Origin of the sequence: Levilactobacillus tujiorum (genome assembly GCF_012641185.1) — a bacterium.
In the GTDB taxonomy this organism is placed as follows: domain Bacteria; phylum Bacillota; class Bacilli; order Lactobacillales; family Lactobacillaceae; genus Levilactobacillus; species Levilactobacillus tujiorum.
In genome coordinates, this window is the sequence record NZ_JAAXLK010000004.1 from 60,416 (window position 1) to 84,026 (window position 23,611).

Here is a 23,611-nt window from a genome sequence, read left to right on the forward strand (position 1 = left end):
CATCCAATCTATAGTTTTGTCCATTGAGGGGAAAGAAAAGAGCTTGGGGTGTTCCCAAACTCCGATATAGTATCAGGCAATGGTAACGCGGTCGCGCCCATTTCGCTTAGAGAAGTATAAATTCTGGTCGGCGCGACGGTAAAGGTCCAGTTGATTCTCGTCACTCACTTTAAGCTGTGTAACCCCCACCGAGAGACTGATCTCAATGTCTTGACCACTGTGGTGGAAGTGGTTGTCCTTGACGGCTTGGGCAATCGCGTCGACATGCGTACGTGCCTGATCCGTGGTGAAGTGATTGAAAATAATCGTAAACTCTTCGCCACCGGTTCGGTAGAGTCGCAGGTCGGGATCAATCGCTGCCAGCTGTTGGGTAATTAGTGCGGCGACGTTGTGGAGTACGTAGTCGCCGGCTAGGTGCCCGTACGTGTCGTTCACGTGTTTGAAGTGGTCAATATCAAAGAGCATTAACGTTAACGATTCATGCTGAGCCTGCGCATCATGGAAGCTATCGTTGAAGTCATTTTTGAACGCAAAATAGTTCCGCACCTGGGTGAGATCATCAAAGTTGGTCGTGTACGTCAAGCGCGCTAATGTCGACGCACTATCAAAGAGTGAATCCACGTAAAAGTACATGATGATCAGCAGCAAGAAACTGAAGAGAATTTCCCAGCCAGCCGTCGCTAAGGGTAAGCGGAACCGGATGGTGGTAATTCCCCACAGGATGGTGGAGAAACCCAACGTGGTGATCGCGTAGTCGCTAAGGTCGCGCCACGTGTGATGCTGATGGTGACGGACCTGCTTTAACGTGAAGTAAAAGCCGATGTAGACGATGGCAAACGCCCACGGTAACCAGTCGAAGAGGCTGCCGTTAATCAGCATGAAGATAACGGTTGCGGCCAACAATTGCCACAGCCGAATCTGTAACATCAGAAAATAACTGACGAAGGCAATCGCGAAAATTTCAAAATTGGTGAAGACCCAGCGATCCGGGGTGCCATTCACGGAAGTTTGCGTGATGAGGAGCAACAGGGTCATGTAAATCAGACCGATAATCGTCCGGACTTTAGGCACGTTGACGTGCTTATGCCGGCGTTCGAGATATTGAATTATTTTATTGGTCATGAACCAATAGAGAGTGAGCACGCCCAGCAGGAAGAAGATACTCGTTAACGCGGGCGCAACAAACCATTTGGACCAAGTCATGATAGTCATCCGTTCTATGAAATGTGAAGATATGAAATATACAACACTTATATATTAACTCATGAAACTTAATTGGACTACCCATGGGCCGTATTTTCCTGAAAAATAAGGAGTTAGCGTCAATCATCAATTGGCGTTAACTCCTTATTCTTAAACAAGACTAGGCTTACCGTACAGGTAGCCCTGATGTAGTGAAATGCCAAACTTCTTGGCCAATGCTTGATCGTTAGCGTCTTCAACGCCTTCGAGCACCATTTGGAGACGATAATGCTTGGCAATCTTAGCCCAAAAGGCGAGTGACGTTGGAATCTCTTCCGCCCGGTTCTCCATCCGCAGATTTTGCATCGCAAACTTGATCTCGTCAACGAAGGGCAATAAGTGTTGAATATTATCGTAGGTATTCGATCCCGTGCCGACATCGTCGAGGACCAGTTTGATGTTGTGTTGGTGCAGCATCATACTGAAGAGTTGAACCTCGGGCAACGTTGGCGCCTCGGTCAATTCGATGGATAGCGCGGCCGGATTAATCCGCTTCTTGAGGGCAATGACGGTCCCCAGCGTAAAAGGATCGCGCAACTGTTGGTTGTTTAAGTTAAAGGCCAATACTTGCTGGTTGGCGGCAGTGTTTAAAGCCGCCTCAGTCTGTTCAAGCAGTGTTGCCTGCTCCTCAACCGAAATATCCGTGAAGTGTTGGGGCAGTACCCACGATTCATTTTGTTGTTTACGAAGCAAAACCTCATAGCCGAAGACTTTATTATCATCTTGATTGATTTGGGGCTGAACAAAAAAACGATACATTTGGGTCGACTCCTTTTAAAGACACGTTTAATTAATTACCTTTATTCTAGTCTTTTTCAACAAAAGCACAACGCCATATACCGTTTAGTGTCGCCAGTCATTTACATTTCAACTAAGATACGGCGTAGATGACTGGGGCGCTCGAAAAATTAGTCTGTGGCTGCCTGGATTTTAGCTAGTTGACGATACTGGGCTTGCATCCAGGTGAGGTAGGTTTGCCCCTTGGGGAGGGCCTCCGTGACGTTCAGGACGGGCACGTTATGCTGCTTGGCTAGTTGAACCATGTGTTTGACAATCTTAGAGCTGGCCTGGCGATTATTTACCAGAAAGGCGATTCGATGGTGCTGAATATCCTGGCGCATCTGTTTGATAGCTTGTGGTGAAGGATCAGTCCCGTTTTCAACGGCTATCTCAAAGCTAGTGTTGTTGCGCCGATAGCCCAGTGCCGTTAAAGCGTAGTCGAAAACCGGCTCGCTAACGTCAACGCGCTGCTGATGACTATTTTGCTTAAGGGTTTTAATCTGTTGTTGGAGGGGCGCCAAGTGTTTGATGTATTTGGCGGCATTCCGTTGGTAGACGGCTTGGTAGCGCGGGGCCTTTTTACCAAATTGTTGCGCAAGGTAGGTTGCCGTTCGCGCCATGGTTTCCGGGTCATACCAGATATGCTCATTGTCGCCCAGCTTTTTAGCCATCACGTCTTCACCAACGCGGATGTTTTGCGGATGATTTTGACTGCTTTTCACAATCTTTTGCATCCAGTGATCGTAGCCTAGACCGTTCGATAAGGCGACATTGGCCTGAGCGATGGTCGCGGCTTCCTTGGGAGTGGGCTCAAAGTCATGGGGATCGACGCTAGCACTCTTGACGATGGTGGTGACGGTACCGTGGTTACCCAGAACGGCTTGGGCTACTTCACCGTAGAAATCGAGGCTGGCGACGACGTGAATCGGTTTGGTCTTGCTGATGGGGGTGCTAGTGGTATTCTGACGGCAAGCGGTCAGGGTCAAGACGATGATGCTGAGACTGATGGTCCCTAAGATTACCTTCTTAAAAAGTGACATTCTTTACTGCTCCTTCATTTCTAAAATAGTAACTAGAAGTTGAAATACCTACCTTACCCAGTATTAATGTGGATGAAGCTACCGCCTTACCGTTCGTCAAATTTGAGCTGGAACGCTGTGGGGAGGACGGCTGGAGCCATAGAACGGTCTCCAGCCTCGCTTTGAGCCGAGAGTCGCGTCTCAAAGGCGCCATTTACCAAGCAAAGTACTTGGTAAATCCCACGGCTGAGCTCAAATTTGACTCACTCACGGCTACATAGGGGTTGCCAATTCACAGCCGAGAGGACATAGCTAGTTCAAGTTAACCTAGAATTAGAAGCTTCTCTTTAACCAGAGAAGGGGTAGAAATGGAAACAGCTGTGTCGGCGATGTTCGCTGATTATCGGCTGACAGCGTGGAACGTGCTTTGAGTCCGGTGGGTTGGCCGAACCTCAAACCGAGTCAGAGGGCCGCTGCTCAGGGAGTAGGTGGACTCTCTGCAGACCGGGTTAGAGAATTTTCTAGGCTACTAACTTTATCATTCAGGCATTGGCGATAGTATTTCGGTATTTCAGCTTCTAAATAGTAATAATTACTGTTTAGATAATACAGAAGTCAGTGTGGCTTGGCAAGGACTTTTTTAAGTTAGGTGATTCGGGAGAATATAAAAAGGCCTGGGATTGTGGTCCCAGGTCTTTACAATCATTAAATTAATAACCGTTGTTGTTAGCGGCACCGTAGCTGGTGTCAGCACCAGCGGTCGTGTAACTCGTATCCGTCCCGTAAGCTGAGGTATCTGCATCGGTCGTGAAGTTCTTGGTTTCTGCGAGTTCCAAGGTTTTGCGAATATGATTGGAGATCTTGCGCAATTCAGAGTTAGTCGGTACCTGGTAGGAGAGACCGTCAATCATGGCGTCCTGTCCTTGAAGCGTTTCTGACTTGATATGGTGAGAAGCATCGCCGTATTTAGCACGGATCTGCATCAGATCATCAAAGGTTAAATCGGTCTTCAGGTTACCATTCAAAGACGTTAGAATTTGTTGGTAACGGGTAATCGACGTCAACCCAGCCGCTTTAACGACCAATTTCTGGAGAACTTGGCGTTGCCGTTTTTGCCGACCGTAGTCACCCAGTGGATCTTCGTGGCGCATCCGTGAGTAGGCCAGCGCTTGTTTACCGTTCAAATGGACCTTTTTGCCCTTAACCACATCGGCTGCACCATAGTGGAAGGTTAATGGTGGCGTCACATCAACACCATTGACGGCGTCGACCATCTTTTCCAGACCACCCATGTTAACGATCGCGTAGAAATCAATCGGGATGTCCAGCAGACTCTCCACCGTCTTAACGGCGGTCTTAGGTCCCCCGATCGTATAAGCGGCGTTGATCTTTTGGACAGAAGCGTTCACGCCGGAACCCACCGTCACCCGAGTGTCCCGGGGAATACTGGTCAAATAGGCGGTTTCCTTAGTCGGGTTAATCGTGGCGACCATCATCGTATCGGTCCGACCCACATCAGAACGGCCCAGGGCCCCCGTATCAGTCCCTAGGAGTAGAATGGAGAACGGTTTGTTCTTCTTAAGCACCGCGGAAACGTTACGGCTTTTGGCGGCCTTGGACGATTCGTAGGTTTGACTAAAAGTCTTCTTAGCGGAGTTCCACGCCTGATAACCATAGGCGAGGCCCCCGGTCAGCATGACCAGTAGGGCAATGACGATCGTCCACATGATGGGACGGTGGGGGTGAACTTGCGGCGTCTTAAAGTGTGAATTACGATCTGAACGGCGATCATAGACTTGTTCGAAGTCTTCAGGCGTTCGTTGCCGTCTGCTTCCATTATCGTTTGGCATAGTTATTTCCTCATCCTCATTCAAAAATCTTGGTATACGTTGCTGGCAGCACTCGCGAGAACTTCCGGGAGTGACCAGCCAACCTAAATTCGGTGGCTCCCCTAAAAATCTAGGTTGCGGACTCAATTAATTTATTAGACCACAAAAAATCCCATTCGTAAACGCTCGGACTGGTCGAAAACCGACTAGATTGGACCACCAATGGAAGCGAAAAGTTCATTTGCGCAGCTTGTCAAGGTGAGCTAAAACTTGTTGTATTGGCGTTTGTAACCGGTTACGATTCTATTCAGATTTGGACTCGTGCTATAATAACTCAAGTTAGTTAAGAATCGTTAATATTTTATGATGAAGGGCGGGAGGGTGTCGGATGGCCGTCTTTGTTCGCAGTGTCTCTGGGGTTTTAATTATCCTAGTGATGATTGGTTTAGGTTATATTCTTTCCCGCCGTGGTTGGTTTGACGAGCAGTCACGTCGGTTAATTGCACGGCTGGTGACGCAGATTGCTTTGCCAGCCTATATGATTAGTACGATTACGACGCAGTTTTCGGCGGCAACGCTGAAAGCCACCTTACCGGATTTACGGTTTCCAGTAGTGTCAATGCTGATCATGTTTGGGTTATCCGTCATTGCCTTTCATGGCTTTAAGGTGCATCCCAAACGACGAGGACTCTTCGAGGCGATGTTTGCCAATTCGAATACCGTCTTTGTGGGGTTACCTGTCAATGAGGCCTTGTTTGGTCCCAAGAGTATGCCCTTTGTGCTGGTCTATTACATGGCCAATACGACGTTCTTTTGGACGTTAGGGGCTTACTTGATTCAGCGAGATGGTCAGGGCAGTGCCAAATTTGATTTGGTGACGACCCTGAAGAAAATTTTTTCTCCACCATTATTAGGCTTTATGTTGGGGGTTGCGCTGGTTCTCTTGGATATTCAACTGCCAGCCTGGATCATGAAGGACTTCAGCTACGTGGGTGGCTTGACGGTGCCGCTGTCGATGATTTTTATTGGGACTGCAATTGCTGGCGCGGGTGTGCAAAACATTCGGCTCAATCGCGATAGTCTGGGAATCCTCTTCGGACGGTTCCTGGTGGCCCCAACGCTCATGGCATGCTTGGTGATTCCGACTCCGATGCCAATATTAATGAAGCAAGTTTTTATTTTACAAGCGGCGATGCCCGTAATGACCAACGCACCGGTAGTGGCGAAGCTCTACCGTGCGGATACGGATTACGCGGCCATCATGGTAACCGAAACGACCCTCCTAAGTTTAGTGGTGATTCCGATTCTGATGGTCATCGTTCAGCAGATTCACTAGTCGATGAAGCAGATTTACATAGGGAGGAACTAGGTTCGTTTTGAGAAAGACGTTGTTATATATTGCATTTTCAACTTTGATGTTTAGTTCGATGGAAATTGCCTTGAAGGCCGCTGGTGGCGCATTTAACCCCATTCAGTTGAACCTGATTCGTTTCTTCGTCGGGGGCTTGGTCCTCTTGCCAATTGCCTTGCGGGCATTGAGCAAACAACACCATCACTTGACCAAGGGCGACTGGGGCTTATTTTTCCTCACTGGTTTTGTCTGTGTGATTGTGTCCATGACACTGTATCAATTGGCGATCTCGGTCGATCAGGCCTCAACGGTAGCCGTATTGTTCAGTTGTAATCCAGTGTTTGCGCTGATCTTTTCTTACCTGATTCTGCACGAACGCTTGGGTCGGGCTAACTTAATTGCCGTTGTGATTTCTATTATTGGGCTGATTGTGATCGTCAACCCCGCGCACTTAACGAACGCGGTGGGGCTCAGTCTGGCGATTGGGTCGGCGTTGACTTTTGGCCTATACAGTATCGTTTCGCGGTGGGGCTCGGTGCGTCACCACTTTAATGGGATCATTATGACCTGCTTTACCTTCTTTGCGGGATCATTTGAATTGTTACTCTTGATGTTACTGAGCCACGTTCCCGCAGTAGCCGGCAGTATGCGCCAGGTCTCATGGTTGAGCCAGTTTGCCGCCATGCCGATCTTGAAGAATGTTAGTCTGGAATACTTCTGGTTACTCTTCTTCATCGGCGTCTGCGTGACTGGTGGTGGGTTTGCCTTTTACTTCTTGGCGATGGAGCGTTCGGACGTATCAACGGCGTCATTAGTCTTCTTCATCAAGCCGGGGTTAGCCCCAATCTTAGCGGCACTCTTGATTCACGAACGGATTTTGACCAATACGATTGTCGGAATTGTCATCATCTTATTGGGTTCCGTGGTGACCTTCATGGGCAACCGGGTCAAGTCGCGGGAATCTCAATTGGCTGATCAAGAAGCCACGGTTCCAGCCAGCGACTTTCAAGCTGCTTCGTCCCAGACGGCGGGCGCCAAGTTACGGGCTAGAGCGGAAGCCCACGTCGAGTCATCTTCGACTGAATCGACTAATTAAATAGTTTGAAATGAAGGGGCGCACTGTAAAGTGGCCCCTTTTTGATGTAGCTGGGAATGATGCAGTGAGACGTGATTTTCTGCACAAATTAGGCGAAACCGTGCTGGGCCTATGTTATGATGGTCATGGTATTGATAGAGAGAAAGGGGAGCGGACAAATGGCAACGCTGGTAATTTTACGGCACGGAGAAAGTGTCGCCAACCGGGACAATATTTTTACGGGGTGGAATGACGTGCCGCTGACTGCTAAGGGGCGGCAACAGGCGCAAGCAGCCGGCAAATTAGTGGCGCAGACGGGCCTTCAGTTTGGTGCGGTGCATACGTCAATGCTCCAGCGGGCCATCGTGACGTCTAACATTGTGTTGGAAGCCATCGATCAACTGTACATTCCCGAATACAAGTCTTGGCGGCTGAACGAACGTCACTACGGCGCGCTCCGCGGGAAAAATAAGGCGAAGGTGCGTGAACAGGTGGGCGATGAACAGATCAAGATCTGGCGGCGGAGTTTTAAGACGGTGCCACCGCTGCTCGATCATCTGGTACAGGACCACCGCTATGACCGTTTTGGTCCCCACATCGAGCCACTGGGTGAAAGCCTCGAGATGGCCTATCACCGGTTGATGCCCTACTGGGTCGACCAGATTGCCCCCCGGCTCTTAGACGGTCACAATCAGTTGGTCGTGGCGCACGGCAGTACTTTACGGGCACTGATTAAGTACCTGGATGGTGTGGCCGATGAAGATATTAGTCGGGTGGAAGTGGCTAATGGTGAACCGATTCAATATGACTTCGACGACCAGCTCAACGTCCGCCGAAAATTAGTTTTATAATAATTAGTTAAAAAATTGCTAAGATCTCAAGGTTGGTTAGCACAATTCGTAAAAAAGATTGTGTTTGGTCAGCCTTTTCGTATAATCAGAAGCAAGGACTTTCGTTTGTACGTGGGTTGAAGGCAGTGGCCGATAAGTCATTAAAACATCCGTTTGACGAACTATTTGGTGGGAATAGTCCGGGTGACGCTGACAGCGATGCCTTCAAGCTAAAGAAGAGTAGGGAAGTCTTATTTTCAAGGGGGATTGAGGGATTGTGAATAAGCGGAATTTGGGCCACTGGGGTATCCTGGCGGTCGTGGTCTTAGGGATTAGTGGGGTCGTGTTTAGCATGCACGAATTGGACACGCAGGATCGTCAGACTGTCCGGACGACGAGCAAATTACATGCCAAGCAGACCCGGCAGGAAATTGCGTATGATGCGTTGCGGAGTAATCAACAGCGTAAGCATAAGAAGTCAGCATTAGATAAAAAGAATACTGGGAAGAAGAATCCCCAGTTTGCGGCTAGATTTACCAGAAATCTAAAGGCTAAAAAGTTTGTGGGGACGGCGCTGGTGGTCAAGAACAACAAGGTCGTTTATCAACGCTCGTTTGGCAAGGCGAATGCGAAGAAGCATAAGGCCAATCACCCAACGTCACAGTTCTTGATCAACTCAATTCAAAAGTCGATGACGGGGATGCTGGTGATGCGTGCAGCCCAAGCGGGACAGCTCCGGTTGACGGATAAGCTAAGTAAGTACTACCCGCAGATTAAGGGCAGTAATCAAGTGACGCTACGTCAGATGCTTGATATGGAAGCGGGAATTACTGGTGATCTAAATCCCGAGACCACGTTAACGGAGCCGGCTGTCTATCAATATGCGAGTCGGCAGGCAAAGATCAAGCGGTCAAAGATCAATCAATTTAATTACCAGCCAATCAGTTACACGTTGCTAGCGGGGATCTTACGTCAGGTGACCCATGAGTCTTACTACCAACTGTTCTATGAACATCTGGTGACGCCGCTGAACTTGAATCACACTAGTTTTGCCCAGTTGAAGCATCCCGGGACGACCATTGGTTATAGCGGGACGGTTCCCGGCAATTACTCACAGCCGCACGTTCCGTCAGCGAAGGACATGGCCGTGCAAATTGCGACGGGGAATGCTACGATGTCAGCTGGGGATGTCTTCCGGACGGAACGGGCAATCATTCAAGGAACCTTGTTGAAGAAAGCCAGTGGGGCCAAGCAGTTGCATAAGAGTAACAGCGACACCGCACACTACGCTGGTGGCCTGTATCACCTAGACCGGCTAGGCTACTTTGGTCACGGTGTGGGTGATGATTACGAAGGGACGTTTGTTCTCAGTCGTAATGGGAAGACGGGAGTGGTGCTCCTGTCTAACAACTACTACAAGCGGGGCATGTACCCGACGTGGTCAACCGAAGATCTGGCGCTTAACACGTTCCGCAACATTATGGCGGTTAAGCGGTTGTCGTAGGTTAAATTAAAAAGTCAGCATGATGATAAGTGAGCTAACAGGCAGTCAGTTCTGAGTTGAACGGGCATGCGTGTTGGCCATCCGATTAGACCTGGGAGGTTATCCTGGGTCTTTTTTTGTCGTTAAGCCAAGATACCCTTTGATGTTGTCGGACGGTACTACTGAAAATTTATTTGTTGATAATTGAGCAAAGTCGAAACCGATTTCAGAAGCAGTCCGTAATTGATGACAGGTCGGAATCGGTAATGGCAGTATCCTTGTCATTGAAGCATTCTTGCCCCTAAAAACAGTCAATGACTCGTTGTTAAATTCAGTAACGTTGCCAGCCTAATTAACTTGGTAAACAACATTTAACGCTTTTATTGTGAAAAGGGTTGTTGTATAATTCTAAAAGTTTGAAAAGTTAGTTACATAATTCACTTATTAGCATAAGGAGCGTGAAGGGAAATGACAGTTTCAGTGAGTTGGATTGGCGCCCTGATTGGGTTAGCGCTAGCCATTATTCTGATTTTGAAAAAATTAAATCCCGTTTATTCCCTATTATTGGGAACGATCGTTGGAGCGTTGATTGGTGGGGCCAATTTAAGCCAGACGGTTGAGATTGTGGTTACCGGGTCACAGAGTGTGATGGGCACCGTCGTCCGGGTACTCGCTGCGGGGGTCTTTGCTGGTGTGATGATGGAGTCCGGTGCAGCTAACGCCATCGCGCGGGGCATCGTGGACAAGTTTGGTGAAAGCCTGGCCATCTTGTCGTTGGCTTTGGCGACGATGATTATTACGGCGGTGGGGGTATTCATCCCAGTTGCCGTACTGATTGTGGCCCCGATTGCGCTGGAAGTGGGGAGTCGGATGAAGATTTCCAAGCTGGCCCTCCTAGTGGCGTTGTCCGGTGGGGGTAAAGCGGGGAATATCATCTCGCCCAACCCGAATACAATTGCGGCAGCGCACGGGTTCCACTTGGAATTGAGTCAATTGATGGTCGCCGACTTTATTCCGGCTGTTTTTGGATTAATCGCGACGGTGCTCATTGCTACCCTGTTGCGGCACCGCGGAACGGTGGCAACGATGGCCGATGTTCAGGCCAATCAGGATCAGGGAACAGCGCAGACGCCGGCCCTGCCTTCACTAGGAACGGCGATTGTGGCGCCAGTCTTAGCCGTGATCCTATTACTACTGAATCCAGTGGGGAATGTCTTGCACATCGGGTTACTTGAAAAATTCAACGTCGATGCCATGTACATTTTGCCACTAGCCGGGCTAATCGGCATGCTGGCGATGCATCAGGGCAAACAAGTTCTGGCCTACACCAAGGCCGGCATGGCGCGGATGACGGATGTGGTGTTGATCCTGATCGGTGCGGGGGCCATTGGGGGCTTGATCACAACCTCGACGTTGCCGGCCATGATCGTTCATTTGATTAAGATCTCTGGCATTTCCGGGACCTTCTTGGCACCGATCGCCGGGATTCTGATGGCGGCCGCCACGGCTTCGACGTCAACCGGGGTCATCTTGGCAACCGGCTCGTTCGGCAAAGCCATTCTGGCCTTCGGGACGGCACCGTTAGCCGCTGCTGTGATGGTTCATACGGGGGCGACGGTGATTGATCACCTGCCACAAGGAAATTATTTCCACGTGACGGCCAACGCGATGAACATGTCACTGAAGGAACGGATGCAGTCCGTTCCTTATGAAACGGCAGTCGGGCTGACGATGACCATCGTTGGTGTGATTATGTTCACCGTATTCTAGCGGACAGGAAGAAAGGATGACGAGATCGTGAAATTTGTAATTGCGCCCGATTCATTTAAGGGCAGTCTAACGGCAAAACAAGCAGCGGATGCCATTTATACTGGCTTGAAGCGGGTCTTCCCTACAGCGGAGTATGAACTGGTTCCTATGGCTGATGGTGGTGAGGGTACGGTTCAATCGCTGGTAGACGCCACACAGGGGCAATTTCGGCATGCAGATGTGTTGAATCCGCTGGGACAACCCGTTTCGGCCGAGTATGGGCTACTGGGGGATGAGCAGACGGCCGTGATCGAAATGGCGGCGGCCAGTGGCATTCAATTTGTGAATGAAGAAACGAAGAATCCGTTGATTACTACAACTTATGGCACGGGACAATTGATGCTGGATGCCATGCACCACGGTGCGCGGGAAATTATTATCGGAATTGGCGGTAGTGCTACGACTGATGGGGGCCAAGGCATGGCTGAGGCGCTAGGAGTCAAGTTCTTAGATGCCGCGGGCCATCCTATCTCACGGGGTGGCGGCGGTCTGGCCGATCTGGCAACGATTGACGTGAGTGGGGTTGATCCGTTAGTGGCTCAGACCAAGGTCCGGATTGCTTCCGACGTGACCAATCCGTTGGTGGGGGCGCAAGGTTCGGCGGCGGTTTTCGGTCCACAAAAAGGGGCTACGCCGGCGATGGTTCAGACGCTAGATGCTAATTTAGCTCACTATGCCGCTGTGATTAAGGCAACCTTAGGGACGGATCTCGCCGATTTCCCAGGAGCGGGTGCCGCTGGTGGCTTAGGCGCTGGTCTTCTGGTCTTCACCCAATCGCAGATGGAAAAGGGCGTGGAGATCGTGGTTCGTGAAACGCGTCTCAAAGAACGCGCCGTTGGAGCCGACTACGTCTTTACCGGTGAGGGAGCCATTGACTTCCAGACGCAATACGGCAAAACGCCGATGGGCACTGCCCAGGCCGTGAAGGAAGTTAGCCCGAAGGCGAAAGTCATTGGGGTGGCTGGCAACGTTGGTGAGGGCATTGATCAGCTCTATGATCTAGGAATTGATGCCATCTTCGGTATTTTGCCGGGGATTGTGGACCTGCCCACGGCGATTCAAGCAGCGTCAGCTAATCTGGCGCGAACGGCAGAAAATATTGCCCGGGTAATTAAATAGAGCGAAGTGACTACTGAGTTCGACGGAGCGGTCGGGAAAATTGTCCCGGCCGCTTTTTGAGTTGTGGGTGTTTGAGCGAATAGCCGGTTGTTTACTAAGGTTAAGTATCAAATTGATTAGTTTGAGGAACGATTTATCACGGCATTCATTGAAGAATGGTACCATTTTCAGTGAAAGGGTTGCGTCATGAAGGCCGGACGTCTAGGCTTGACTTGCGTGAAGGGGGAGTTAGATGAAAAAGTTACAGCGGTTTATCGGGGAGAGCGCTGTGCTACTGGGGACGCTGTGCCTCGTGCTGTTAGGGGGCAATGTAGCGGCCCAGGCACGGGTACGCACGAAATTTGCCTTAGCCAATTATCAGGAAAAGAAGGTCAAAGTGGTCCACAATCAGGATCTGTATGTACCGCGGCCAGCCAGCTATGCGTTTTCGCCAACTTATCAGCAGCAGGGGACATTTCAGACTCAGCCAGCGACCTATACGACGCTACGTGGGAATGCGCCAGCCACGTTGACAACGGCGCTGTACCTTCCCGTTACGGTCCACCGTTCCGGCGATTGGGCCAATCCGCAAAGTTTGGTGATCACTAAGAACGGCAAGACCGCTTACGTGGCTTACCTGGAGACCGGCAGTGCGGGAACGGGCTGGATCGTCAAGTATGATTTGGCTAAGTTGCGGCAAAAATTCGGTGCAACGACGACAAATATGGCCTTGATTCGGCGGGCGACCAATGCCGCCTCTAAGGGAAAGAAGTCGCCGCATCAACGTCAGGTGCTCAGCGCAATCAAACAGGGGCCAAAATTTGACTTGGGCCACGGACAATCCATGGCACTAAATCCCAAGAACGGGCAGCTGTGGTTTACGCGTTCGACTGGTGTCGCCGGCAAGTATGGCAGTGCCGTGCGGGTCTCGACTAAGACCCTCCGTCCGGTGCGGACCGTTGATTATCGGTTAGTGAATCGAAACGGCGTCAAGTTGGCGGTTAATAGTACGTTGACCTTTGATCGCCAAGGCTACGCCTACTTCAGTAGTTATAGTGGCAAGCGCGCACTGCGGATTTATCGGGGAACGATTAGTCAACGCGGCGTGCATTTTAAGTTAGTGATGCAGGGGCTAGCCTATCGTCCAGGGCAAACGCACCAGTCGATTGCTTATAACGCGAAGAATAATCGCCTGTATTTTATCAGTGATGACGCGATTTCCTCAGTGCCATTGGCGAGGTTACTCAAACGGCAGCTCAAGCCCAAAGACGTCCGAGCCACGGCCTTCGCTAGCCAGCGGGAGTTTGAAGCGTTGGCGTTCACGGGAGCTGGTCAAGGCTATCTGATGATGAACCGGGGACCAGAGCTATTGCAGGTGAGCTTTAAATAGGTGAGCTAAAGGTTGAAACTTAAAATGGTTCTGTAAAGGCCGGGGTATTACGATTTTGAAAAATAGACAAACAGATAATTTCTGCCGCCTCGCCGTTCGCCAAATTTGAGCTGGAGCGCTGTGGGGAGGACGGCTAGAGCCATAGGGCGGTCTCTAGCCTCGCTTTGACCCGAGGAACACGTGTCAAAGTCGCCATTTACCAAGAACTTGGTAAATCCCACGGCTGAGCTCAAATTTGGCTCACTCTCGGCTACACAGATATTGTCCTCTATATTTGCCAAGTGCTGATGTACCAAGTGATTAAACCAATTTGTTAGTCAAGAAACTAGCTTAACCGGAGGAGGGCAGAGATGGAGCCAGCTGTGTCAACGGTATTAGCCGATTTTCGGCTTACAGCGTGGGACGTGTTTGGAGATCGGTGAACTTCCGAGCTTCAAACCGAGCCGGAGGACCGCTTCTCAGGCCGCAGGCGTTCCCCACAGCAGGCGGAATCTCTGCCAGCCGCAGGTGACGTTAGACTATTTTTAGAGTTGGTAATGATTTTAGTCCTTTCAACCTTTAGTAGATGAAAAAAAGATTCTGCAGCCGAAACTGCAGAATCTTTTAGTTTGAGTATATCTTTAGTTAGGCTAAAGCACCCATTGGATCCCAAGGGGCCAGAACAGTTGGTTCTTCGGTCTCTTGAATCTTCTTCAGGTCGTCAGGCAAGAATTGCTTGTTGACCACGACTTGGTAGCAGTATTCGTCCATCCAAGCATCGCTCATCACGAAGTAACCCTTGGTACCGACCTTTTCACCCCAAGAGTTTTCAACCTTCCACTTGGTTGGCTTGCCGTCAACCAAGTCGACACCAGTCAAGACCATGGCGTGCGTCATCATGCTTTCGCCGTAGTCCAGGCGTTCAGCCTTGGTCGTGGAGAAGTCGATGTTGAAGAGGGCATCCTTGTCGTAGAACTTGGTATCCATGATACCCTTTCGCCGTTCTGAGGATTGACCCACATCACAACCGAACCAAACGGATTGACCCGCTTGTAATTGCTTGATGGCTAAGGCCTTGAAGTCCTTCATCGTCACGTTTAAGTGCTTCACTTGACGGCCCTTGACCACGTTACCCAGCATTTCAACCGTGTAGGTGTGGTTGTATGGCTTGTCGTCAGTTGGAGCGTTGATGATGGAAACGTAGTCGGACAAGTCCCAATTGACGTACTTGTCGAAGAAGGACTTAGGCGTTAAGCCCTTGTCGATGTGGTAGTTCTTGTCATCGTCGCGGTACTCGAAGTCGAATTCGCTGACTGGTTCACCAAGTGAGAAGCTTAATAGACGGTAGACTTCACCGAGCATCTTATCCTTGGCTGCGGCGATGTCAGCATCGCTGGCCTTGTCGGCAACTAACTTCCGTAAGGTAACCGCGTCCTTACGCAACTTTAAGTTCAGGGTGCTGTTAAGTTCGCTGGACTTGGAACTGTTGTAAGTTTCAGGCATCACGGACTTAGGCACGATCCCGTACTTTTCAATGATGGCACACAGCATGTCCCATTGACCCCCATCTTGTTGTGGGGTAGCCATTAAGAAGGCGACTTTCCGGCTAGACGTTGGTTGGTCAGCCGTAGCTAAGACGTTTTCGTAGAAGTAGTTGGCTTTTTCAAATTTGTCCCAGAAGTTGGTGTAGTTTTGGGATAATTCAAAGTCACTCAGATTGAATAGGTCAGCTAAATGATGGCGCATCGTGTTCAATGCGGCAAACATCCAGCAACGACCACTTTGCTTTTGGTTAGCAACTTTCCCGGTATCCAAATCAATGGAAAAGACGGGAGTCATGTCGGTTTCGGAAGCGTAATCGGCAGAAGTTGCGAGAATCCCTTGGTGACTCACTGCGCGTTCTAACACCTTTGCAGTGGGGTCAGCAGCTAAAGCTTGTTGATAACGGGCGGTTTGGTCCGCCGTGATTTCTTTACTCAATGACGTCACTCTCCTAACTATATTCTCTCATTGTACTCCAATTTTCTCATTTTTTGTATAGATTCCGCAGAACTGGTGAAAATTCCCTAGCGGAGTGGGGGTTAGATTGCCAGTGAGTGTTAGTTTTAACTGACAACAAAGGACTTCCACATACGTTAGTATCTGAAAGTCCCCAGGTAATGCAATTTTAGGTTAGTAAAATGGTGCAGGTGAGCTAGTCGTAGTTCAAGTGCTTGTCTTGATCCAAAGCGTTAATCTCAGCGATTTCGGCGTCGGTCAAGTTAAAGCCAGAGATCTCGAAGTTTTCCTTGACCCGTGCTGGTTTGGAAGACTTAGGGAAGACGACGAAGCCCGTATCGAGTTGCCACCGCAGGACGACTTGTGCGGGGGACTTACCATACTTTTCCGCCAGCTTGGTGATGACGGGATCTTCGAGGATTAAGTGGCCGTGACCAATTGGTGAGTAGCCCTCGTTAACCAGGCCGTTGTCGGCGTCGAACTGACCTAATTCAGCTTGAACCTTGTAAGGGTGCCGTTCGATTTGGTTTACCATTGGCTTCACCTTAGCCATATCAAAGACTTGCTTGAGCTGGTCTTCAGAGAAGTTAGAAACCCCAATGGCCCGAACCTTCTTTTGTTGATATAAGGTTTCTAGGGCCCGCCAAGTATCGAGGGTTAAGTCGAAGTTCTCTTCATTTGGCCAGTGGATCAGGTAGAGGTCCAGGTAGTCTAACTGTAAGTCAGCTAAGGTCTTGTCAAAGGCGGCTAGGGTCTTGTCGTAACCTTGATCGGCATTCCAGACCTTAGACGTAATGAACAAGTCGGACCGGTCAACCCCGGATGCCTTGATGGCTTCACCCACGGCAGGTTCGTTGCCGTAAATGTGGGCACAGTCTAAGTGCCGGTAACCAGCGTCTAAAGCCGTCTTAATCGCTGCAGGGACGTCCTTGCTGTCGATTAAGTAAGTTCCGAAACCTAACATTGGAATGGTAACGCCGTTGCTGAGTTGTGTTGTTTCCATGTCATTACCTCGCTCTTCAAATATTTTGAACAATTACGCATACCACCATGATACACTATTGGGTAATTAGTTTCATGCTTCACACTTCATGACTCGTGATAAATGTGGGGGTGGTCGGCTGAAACAGAACTATATCCAGGGGGGACAGTATGCTCAATATTGGCGATTCAATTTTTTATTTAATCTGTTTTGCAGTGCTAATCGCTGCTGGTGTGGGAATAGTTTGGCTCGTTCGCTGGCTAATCAAGCATAAGTAAAAAGGGCAACAGCCGACTTTCGAGGTGAAAGTTGCTGTTGCCCTTACGCTTATTTAAAGTGCGGTTAGTCGCGTGCGTTCAAGACTTCTGGTCCGTCTTGACGACCCACGATAACCGTGTTGACAGTATCTAAGAACAACCCGTGTTCAACGACACCGACGATGCCATTCAACGTGTTGGCTAATTCGTGCGGGTGATCAATCCGGCCTAAGTGTAGGTCGATGATGTAGTTCTTGGAGTCGGTCAAAACGTGGCTCCCGTCTTCCTTCATCCGGAAGGTTGGGTGAAGATCCATCTTATCCAGCTTCTCTAAGACGTGGCTAGAGCCGAAGGGAATGACTTCCAATGGTAATGGGAACTTGCCTAAGTGGTGAACCATCTTGCTTTCGTCAACAATCCACATGTTCTTCTTGGAGTTGATGGCCACGATCTTTTCCCATAAGTGAGCGGCACCGCCACCCTTGATACCTTGGAAATTGTCGTCAATTTCATCGGCACCATCGATGGTTAAATCAAGGTGGTCGACTTCGTCAAGTTGCTTGATCGTGATGCCCAATGATTCGGCTTGCTTAGCAGAACGGTCGGAAGTGGCTACCCCCACGATGCTGAGGCCTTCTTCTTTGACGCGCTTGCCCAGAGCATCAATCATGTAGCGGACAGTTGACCCAGTTCCGATTCCTAAAATCATACCGTCTTCAACGTACTTAACGGCTTCTTGACCAACGAGAGCTTTCAATGCATTTTGATCCATACTGTAACTACTCCTCTTCTGTGTGTTCTAAGTGTAAAGCAACTGGTCGAACAGCCGCAGCACCACTAACGGGTAATTGTTGTGCCATTAACACATCGGTGGGATGGGTTGTAAAGTAACGTTTGGCATACGGGTCCAGTAATTTAACCTGAACGTTTGCCGCAGTAGCCAGTTGAGTAAAACGTTTTATCAATTGCTCAGCTAACACAGCTGCGGGCTGAGCGGGGCGGACAAAGATTTGTTCTAACACCCAAGTGGTGTCATTGAGACAAAGGTAGTGTAAGCTCGCTAGGAGCCGATCATCTTCGCGGATGGTCAACTCGCCCGGATTCTCCGTCATTGCCATGGTTACTTGACTCCCTTCATGACCAGTCTTACTCCTAATTCTGGTCTATCCGCGAGGTCTTGTCAACTAATTTTCGCCAGCAGATACTTTTGCTGGCATTCTGGCGAAAAGGTAGGTAGGCTAGTAGCAGACCGTTGCCGATTTTCAGCTATTGTAATCTGTTCTGGGGATGGTAAAATTGGCTTTTATGGGCGCTGCTGATTAGGCTCAAGCGCCCATTAAATAAGCTAAAAATGACAGACGAAGAAGGAGTGTCACCATGCATCGAGGATTTGAAATCGTTAGTAAGTATGCGGGTCAGAATATTAATGTGCCATATAGAACGACGCAACAGGCGGCAGGCTATGATTTTGAGTGTGCCGAAGACTTTACGTTACCCTCCATTTGGCGGCATGATTTGCTCCATGCGTTCAAGCACCTCGGACAGCGAAATCCGTTGACCACTGAGGAATTGGTCGCGGGTCAGCATGATTTGAAGCCCTGGTTGGTACCAACCGGGGTGAAGGCGTACATGGAGCCCGGGGAAGTGCTCTTACTGGCGAACCGGTCCAGCAACCCCCTCAAGCATAATTTGATTCTGCCCAATGGGGTCGGGGTGATCGATGCCGACTATTATAATAATGATAAAAACGAGGGTGAGATCTTCGTTCAGCTCGTCAATGTCGGCTTAAAAGACGTCGTGATTAAAAAGGGTCAGCGGATTGCTCAAGGGATTTTCATGCCCTTCCTATTGGCGGACGGTGAACGAATTCCTAGCCAACAACGGACCGGTGGGTTTGGATCGTCTGACCTCAACTAAATCTTTACATTTCGATTGATAGACTAGTGGGGAATTACCCCCTAAATATGCTAAAATAAAAGTGCTGAAAACAGACGGATTAGGGGGATGAACGTGGCTAAAACGAAAACGAAATTTGTTTGTCAAAATTGTGATTATAGTTCTCCCCGTTACCTAGGCCGCTGCCCAAATTGTGGGGAGTGGAACACGATGGTTGAAGAGGTGGTTACGCCGGCAGCTGCGAAGCCGCAATCGACGCGAACTACCATGACGGGTGAACATTCTAAACCACAACTAATGAATGAAATTAAGCACACCACGGAGATGCGGGTCAAAACGCAAATGAACGAGTTGAACCGGGTCTTGGGTGGCGGTATCGTCCCAGGATCATTAATTCTCATCGGCGGTGATCCAGGGATTGGAAAGTCAACCCTACTTTTGCAAGTCTCTGGTCAACTGAGTGCCACTGGTGGTAAGGTTCTTTATGTGTCGGGGGAAGAAAGTGCCTCGCAGATTAAGATGCGGGCGGATCGCTTAGTCGTGAACAGCGATCACCTTTACCTCTATCCGGAAACGGATATGGCCAGCATCCGGGCTAACATTGAAGAAATGCAGCCTGATTACGTGGTGATTGACTCCGTCCAAACCATGCAGGCACCGGGCATTGAATCGGCCATCGGCTCAGTCTCACAGATTCGAGCCGTTACCGGTGAATTGATGCAGATTGCCAAGACCAACGGCATCACGATCTTCGTGGTGGGCCATGTGACTAAGGGCGGCGCGATCGCCGGTCCTAAGATTCTGGAACACATGGTGGATACGGTGCTGTACTTTGAAGGGGATTTACACCACACGTACCGGATCTTACGGGCGGTTAAGAACCGGTTCGGGTCGACCAACGAATTGGGAATCTTTGAGATGCGTGAGGGCGGCCTCTATGAGGTGGCCAATCCGTCGGAGATTTTCCTTGAGGAGCGGTTGCAGGATGCTACCGGATCAGCCATCGTGGTCTCGATGGAAGGGACCCGGCCCATCTTGGTCGAAGTTCAGGCGTTAATTTCGCCTTCAGTCTTTGGCAACGCGCAACGGACGTCTAGTGGTTTGGACCGTAATAGAGTTGCGCTATTGATGGCGGTACTGGAGAAACGGGCCAACTTGATGCTCCAAAATCAGGACGCCTTCTTAAAGGCAGCTGGTGGAGTCAAGCTGGACGAACCCGCGATTGACTTGGCGATTGCCATGAGTATTGCTTCAAGTTATCGTGACATGGCTACCCAACCCAGCGATTGTTTCGTGGGAGAAGTGGGTCTGACGGGTGAGATTCGGCGAGTCAGTCGGATCGAGTCGCGGGTCGCTGAGGCTAAGAAGTTAGGCTTCAAGCGAATTTTTGTCCCGAAGAACAATATGCAAGGCTGGAATCCACCAGCTGGTATTAAAGTCGTCGGGGTCTCCACACTACGACAAGCACTCAAACTGGCACTGGATATTTAAGACGTTAACGATTTAAACCATCGCCTAATTGGTTGACTTGATAATATTAACTTGTGAAGGGAGGTGAATGTATGCGTAAGAAAACAGTTATTCTCGTGATTTTTGCTATCTTAGGAGGTGTCATGGGTGCCGCCTATCTTTCCCGTTTTTGGCACGTAATTGGGATGAACAGTCCGTTAGTTGACAATGTCTTAGTGAACATTTTAATTGGTGCAATTATTTTTCTTATTTTGGGCGTGTTGTTTGCCGGACTGATTATGCGCGTTGTGGGTAAGTTGGAAGCTTACCTGAATCGCCAGAACCCGATGACAATTCTCTTTGGAAGCTTAGGGGCGATCATTAGTTTAGCCTTAGCCCTGTTAATCTCGTCATTTCTCTTCCGGGTACCTTCATTCTTTATTGGAACCGTGATTCCCTGGATCTTGATGCTCTTATTCGGGTATCTAGGATTTCGGATTGGGACGCGGTTGAGTAAGATTCGGGTGGATGAATGGCGTAAGTTGTTCCAATCGCGGAGTAAGAAGACGAGTGAGGAAGACGCTAAGAAGGTCATTGATAAGCCGACCGAACCGAACTTCCACCACTACAAGATTTTGGATACCAACATTTTAATTGATGGCCGGATCTATGATTTGGCGAAGACGGGGTTCCTGGAAGGGACGTTGTTAGTCCCCAACTTTGTGCTCTATGAATTGCAATATATCGCTGATTCCAGCGATTCGATCAAGCGAGTGCGGGGTCGGCGAGGGCTGGATATTTTAAACAAATTGCAGAATGAAAACATCATGCCCATCGAAATGTACGAGGGCGACTTCGAGGATATTCCCGAAGTCGACAGCAAGTTGATTCGACTGGCGAAAGAAAATGGTGGGGTCATTGTCACCAACGATTACAATTTGAATAAAGTGATCCAATTCCAAAATGTCCAGGTGCTCAACATCAACTCGCTGGCTAACGCGTTGAAACCGCGGGTTATTCCGGGTGAGAACTTGCACGTGATGGTCGTGAAGAATGGGACCGAGCGGCAGCAAGGGGTGGCTTACCTCGATGACGGCACAATGGTCGTGGTTGAAGATGGTAAGTATTTCATCAACAAACAGTTAGACGTTGTGGTGACGAGTGCGATCCAGACCGATGCTGGACGAATGATCTTTGCTAAACCCGTGCATTCTAGTCGAAACATTGAAGAGGATGCCAATAAGAAATCTGGCAATAAATCTGGTAACAAGGCTAAACGGTCACGGTAAGCGACGAGATCTGAATGAAATTCAGAAAGATTAAGGGCCATACCTTTATTTTTCCGGTCCTACATTGTACACTAAGAGCAATGTGTCATGTCCTAGATGACAGTTAACACCTAAAATACGTAAATATGGAGAAAGAGGCGCAAACGTTTTGGCGAAAAATTCAATTCGGGTTCGGTACGCACCGAGTCCTACCGGTCATTTGCACATTGGTAATGCCCGGACAGCGATCTTTAATTACTTATTTGCCCGGCACAACAAGGGTAAATTTATCATCAGAATCGAAGACACCGATACGAAGCGGAACATCGCGGATGGTGAAAGAAGCCAGCTTGAAAATCTCAAGTGGCTGGGTTTGGATTGGGATGAAGGTCCTGATGTCGGTGGTGACTACGGTCCTTACCGTCAATCCGAACGTCGCGAGATCTACACGCCATTAATTCAACAATTGATGGACGAAGGTAAGGCTTACGAATCTTACCGGACTGAAGATGAACTTCAAGCCGATCGGGAAGCGCAAAAAGCGAACGGCGAAATGCCCCACTACGAATATGAATATGCTGGAATGTCCGACGAAGAACGCCAAGCTGCGATTGACGCTGCGAAGGCTAAGGGCTTGAAGCCAGTTATTCGTTTCCGCGTGCCTAAGGATAAGGTTTACGCATGGGATGACATGGTGAAGGGCAACGTGTCCTTCAACTCCGATACGATTGGTGGGGACTTTGTCATCGCCAAGCGTGATGGCATGCCAACGTACAACTTTGCCGTAGTCGTGGATGATCACAAGATGGCGATCAGCCACGTCTTCCGTGGGGATGACCACGTGGCCAACACCCCTAAGCAATTGATGATCTACGAAGCCTTTGGTTGGGAAGCACCTAAGTTCGGCCACATGAGCTTGATCATCAGCAAGGATACGGGGAAGAAGTTATCCAAGCGTGACGAATCCGTTCTGCAATTCATCGAACAATACCGTGACTTGGGTTACTTGCCAGAAGCCATGTTCAACTTCATCTTGTTGTTGGGCTGGTCACCAGTGGGTGAAGATGAAATCTTCACGCGCAAACAGTTCATCAAGATGTATGATGAAACGCGTTTGAGTAAGTCACCAGCAACCTTTGATGGCGACAAGTTGGAATGGATTAACAACCGTTACGTCAAGGACGCCGATGACAGTACGATCATGGATTTGGCCTTGAAGCAATTAATTAAGGCTGGGAACATTCCCGCTAACCCAGATACCAGTACGATCGAATGGTCACGTCAGTTGATTAACCTCTACAAGCGTCAAATGAGCTACATGGCGCAAATCAACGATATGGCTTCCGTCTTCTTTGAAGAACCAGAACAAGTGACTGGCGATGCTTTGGCAGAAATCAGCAACGAAACCGCACCGGTTGTGTTGAAGGCTTTTGCTGAAGAAATCGAAAAGCTTGATTTGTTTGATTCCGTTGAAATCTTCCACGTGATCAAGCGTGTTCAAGCCAAGACAGGCATTAAGGGACGTCAATTATGGATGCCAATCCGAATTGCGGTTACCCATGAAATGCACGGTCCAGAATTACCAGAATCTATCGAATTAGTGGGTCGTAAGACGGCCTTACAACACATTCACCAAACGTTAGCACAAATTGAAGGTTAATGATTTGGTAAAGAAGCCGAATGAGGGGCATTAGCCACCCATTCGGCTTTTTGCTAACCGGTTGGGTATGCTACAATGGAGCTAACTCATTCGATGTGCCGGCTTGTCCCTGTTTTAGCGCCACAAGCCGTGTTCCTTGGTGGTCCAATCCTTAACTGACGCTGGATTAAGGCGTTCAGAATGGGTCACCACTGTCGAAACGAAGAAGACTATAAA

General features: G+C 49.3%; 19 protein-coding genes. 11 read left to right on the forward strand and 8 right to left on the reverse strand.

Features of this window, described 5'->3' with window-relative positions; genetic code table 11:
• Window positions 1-72: 72 nt before the first annotated feature.
• The 4 genes from HF569_RS02975 to HF569_RS02990 all read right to left on the reverse strand — a co-directional run bounded on the left by HF569_RS02975 (window position 73) and on the right by HF569_RS02990 (window position 4,891).
• Window positions 73-1,203, reverse strand: a complete 1,131-nt coding sequence (locus tag HF569_RS02975; RefSeq protein WP_168901259.1) for a GGDEF domain-containing protein — start codon at window positions 1,201-1,203, stop codon at window positions 73-75.
• A 150-nt stretch (window positions 1,204-1,353) separates the two neighbouring features.
• Window positions 1,354-2,001: an EAL domain-containing protein gene (locus tag HF569_RS02980; protein WP_168901260.1), complete on the reverse strand. Its 648-nt coding sequence runs from the start codon at window positions 1,999-2,001 to the stop codon at window positions 1,354-1,356.
• 149 nt (window positions 2,002-2,150) lie between these two features.
• Window positions 2,151-3,062, reverse strand: a complete 912-nt coding sequence (locus HF569_RS02985) for a metal ABC transporter solute-binding protein (RefSeq protein ID WP_168901261.1) — start codon at window positions 3,060-3,062, stop codon at window positions 2,151-2,153.
• Window positions 3,063-3,751: 689 nt separating this feature from the next.
• Window positions 3,752-4,891: an LCP family glycopolymer transferase gene (locus tag HF569_RS02990; RefSeq protein ID WP_168901262.1), complete on the reverse strand. Its 1,140-nt coding sequence runs from the start codon at window positions 4,889-4,891 to the stop codon at window positions 3,752-3,754.
• A gap of 367 nt (window positions 4,892-5,258) precedes the next feature.
• Between HF569_RS02990 and HF569_RS02995 the strand changes: the two genes are divergently transcribed.
• From HF569_RS02995 to HF569_RS03025, 7 genes are all read left to right on the forward strand, one after another.
• Window positions 5,259-6,206, forward strand: a complete 948-nt coding sequence (locus HF569_RS02995) for an AEC family transporter (RefSeq protein WP_168849651.1) — start codon at window positions 5,259-5,261, stop codon at window positions 6,204-6,206.
• A gap of 40 nt (window positions 6,207-6,246) precedes the next feature.
• A complete protein-coding gene (locus tag HF569_RS03000) occupies window positions 6,247-7,317 on the forward strand; it encodes a DMT family transporter (RefSeq protein WP_168901263.1) in 1,071 nt (356 codons plus the stop codon).
• A gap of 158 nt (window positions 7,318-7,475) precedes the next feature.
• Window positions 7,476-8,147, forward strand: a complete 672-nt coding sequence (locus tag HF569_RS03005) for a 2,3-bisphosphoglycerate-dependent phosphoglycerate mutase (protein WP_168901264.1) — start codon at window positions 7,476-7,478, stop codon at window positions 8,145-8,147.
• A gap of 256 nt (window positions 8,148-8,403) precedes the next feature.
• Window positions 8,404-9,630: a serine hydrolase domain-containing protein gene (locus HF569_RS03010; protein WP_168901265.1), complete on the forward strand. Its 1,227-nt coding sequence runs from the start codon at window positions 8,404-8,406 to the stop codon at window positions 9,628-9,630.
• 447 nt (window positions 9,631-10,077) lie between these two features.
• A complete protein-coding gene (locus HF569_RS03015) occupies window positions 10,078-11,379 on the forward strand; it encodes a GntP family permease (protein ID WP_168901266.1) in 1,302 nt (433 codons plus the stop codon).
• A 27-nt stretch (window positions 11,380-11,406) separates the two neighbouring features.
• Window positions 11,407-12,537 (forward strand): glycerate kinase family protein, encoded by a 1,131-nt coding sequence (locus HF569_RS03020; RefSeq protein ID WP_168901267.1) that lies wholly within the window; start codon window positions 11,407-11,409, stop codon window positions 12,535-12,537.
• Window positions 12,538-12,769: 232 nt separating this feature from the next.
• Window positions 12,770-13,906 (forward strand): hypothetical protein, encoded by a 1,137-nt coding sequence (locus tag HF569_RS03025; protein WP_168901268.1) that lies wholly within the window; start codon window positions 12,770-12,772, stop codon window positions 13,904-13,906.
• A gap of 624 nt (window positions 13,907-14,530) precedes the next feature.
• Here the strand turns inward: HF569_RS03025 and HF569_RS03030 are convergent.
• The 4 genes from HF569_RS03030 to HF569_RS03045 all read right to left on the reverse strand — a co-directional run bounded on the left by HF569_RS03030 (window position 14,531) and on the right by HF569_RS03045 (window position 18,240).
• Window positions 14,531-15,865, reverse strand: coding sequence for a C1 family peptidase (locus HF569_RS03030; protein ID WP_168901269.1), 1,335 nt, complete (start codon window positions 15,863-15,865; stop codon window positions 14,531-14,533).
• 214 nt (window positions 15,866-16,079) lie between these two features.
• Window positions 16,080-16,886 (reverse strand): aldo/keto reductase, encoded by an 807-nt coding sequence (locus tag HF569_RS03035; RefSeq protein WP_168849643.1) that lies wholly within the window; start codon window positions 16,884-16,886, stop codon window positions 16,080-16,082.
• A gap of 321 nt (window positions 16,887-17,207) precedes the next feature.
• A complete protein-coding gene (gene rpiA, locus HF569_RS03040; RefSeq protein WP_168901270.1) occupies window positions 17,208-17,894 on the reverse strand; it encodes a ribose-5-phosphate isomerase RpiA in 687 nt (228 codons plus the stop codon).
• A gap of 7 nt (window positions 17,895-17,901) precedes the next feature.
• Window positions 17,902-18,240, reverse strand: coding sequence for an N-acetyltransferase (locus tag HF569_RS03045; RefSeq protein WP_168849641.1), 339 nt, complete (start codon window positions 18,238-18,240; stop codon window positions 17,902-17,904).
• A 259-nt stretch (window positions 18,241-18,499) separates the two neighbouring features.
• On the opposite strand from HF569_RS03045, the gene HF569_RS03050 reads away from it, so the two are divergent.
• The 4 genes from HF569_RS03050 to gltX all read left to right on the forward strand — a co-directional run bounded on the left by HF569_RS03050 (window position 18,500) and on the right by gltX (window position 23,395).
• Complete coding sequence (locus HF569_RS03050) at window positions 18,500-19,039, forward strand: dCTP deaminase/dUTPase family protein (RefSeq protein ID WP_168849640.1); 540 nt, start codon at window positions 18,500-18,502, stop codon at window positions 19,037-19,039.
• Between the two features lie 93 nt (window positions 19,040-19,132).
• Window positions 19,133-20,509, forward strand: coding sequence for a DNA repair protein RadA (gene radA, locus HF569_RS03055; RefSeq protein ID WP_168849639.1), 1,377 nt, complete (start codon window positions 19,133-19,135; stop codon window positions 20,507-20,509).
• Window positions 20,510-20,580: 71 nt separating this feature from the next.
• Window positions 20,581-21,756: a PIN/TRAM domain-containing protein gene (locus HF569_RS03060; RefSeq protein WP_168901271.1), complete on the forward strand. Its 1,176-nt coding sequence runs from the start codon at window positions 20,581-20,583 to the stop codon at window positions 21,754-21,756.
• 148 nt (window positions 21,757-21,904) lie between these two features.
• On the forward strand, window positions 21,905-23,395 hold the full coding sequence (gene gltX / locus HF569_RS03065) for a glutamate--tRNA ligase (RefSeq protein WP_168901272.1): 1,491 nt from the start codon (window positions 21,905-21,907) through the stop codon (window positions 23,393-23,395).
• The last annotated feature ends 216 nt before the right edge of the window (window positions 23,396-23,611 follow it).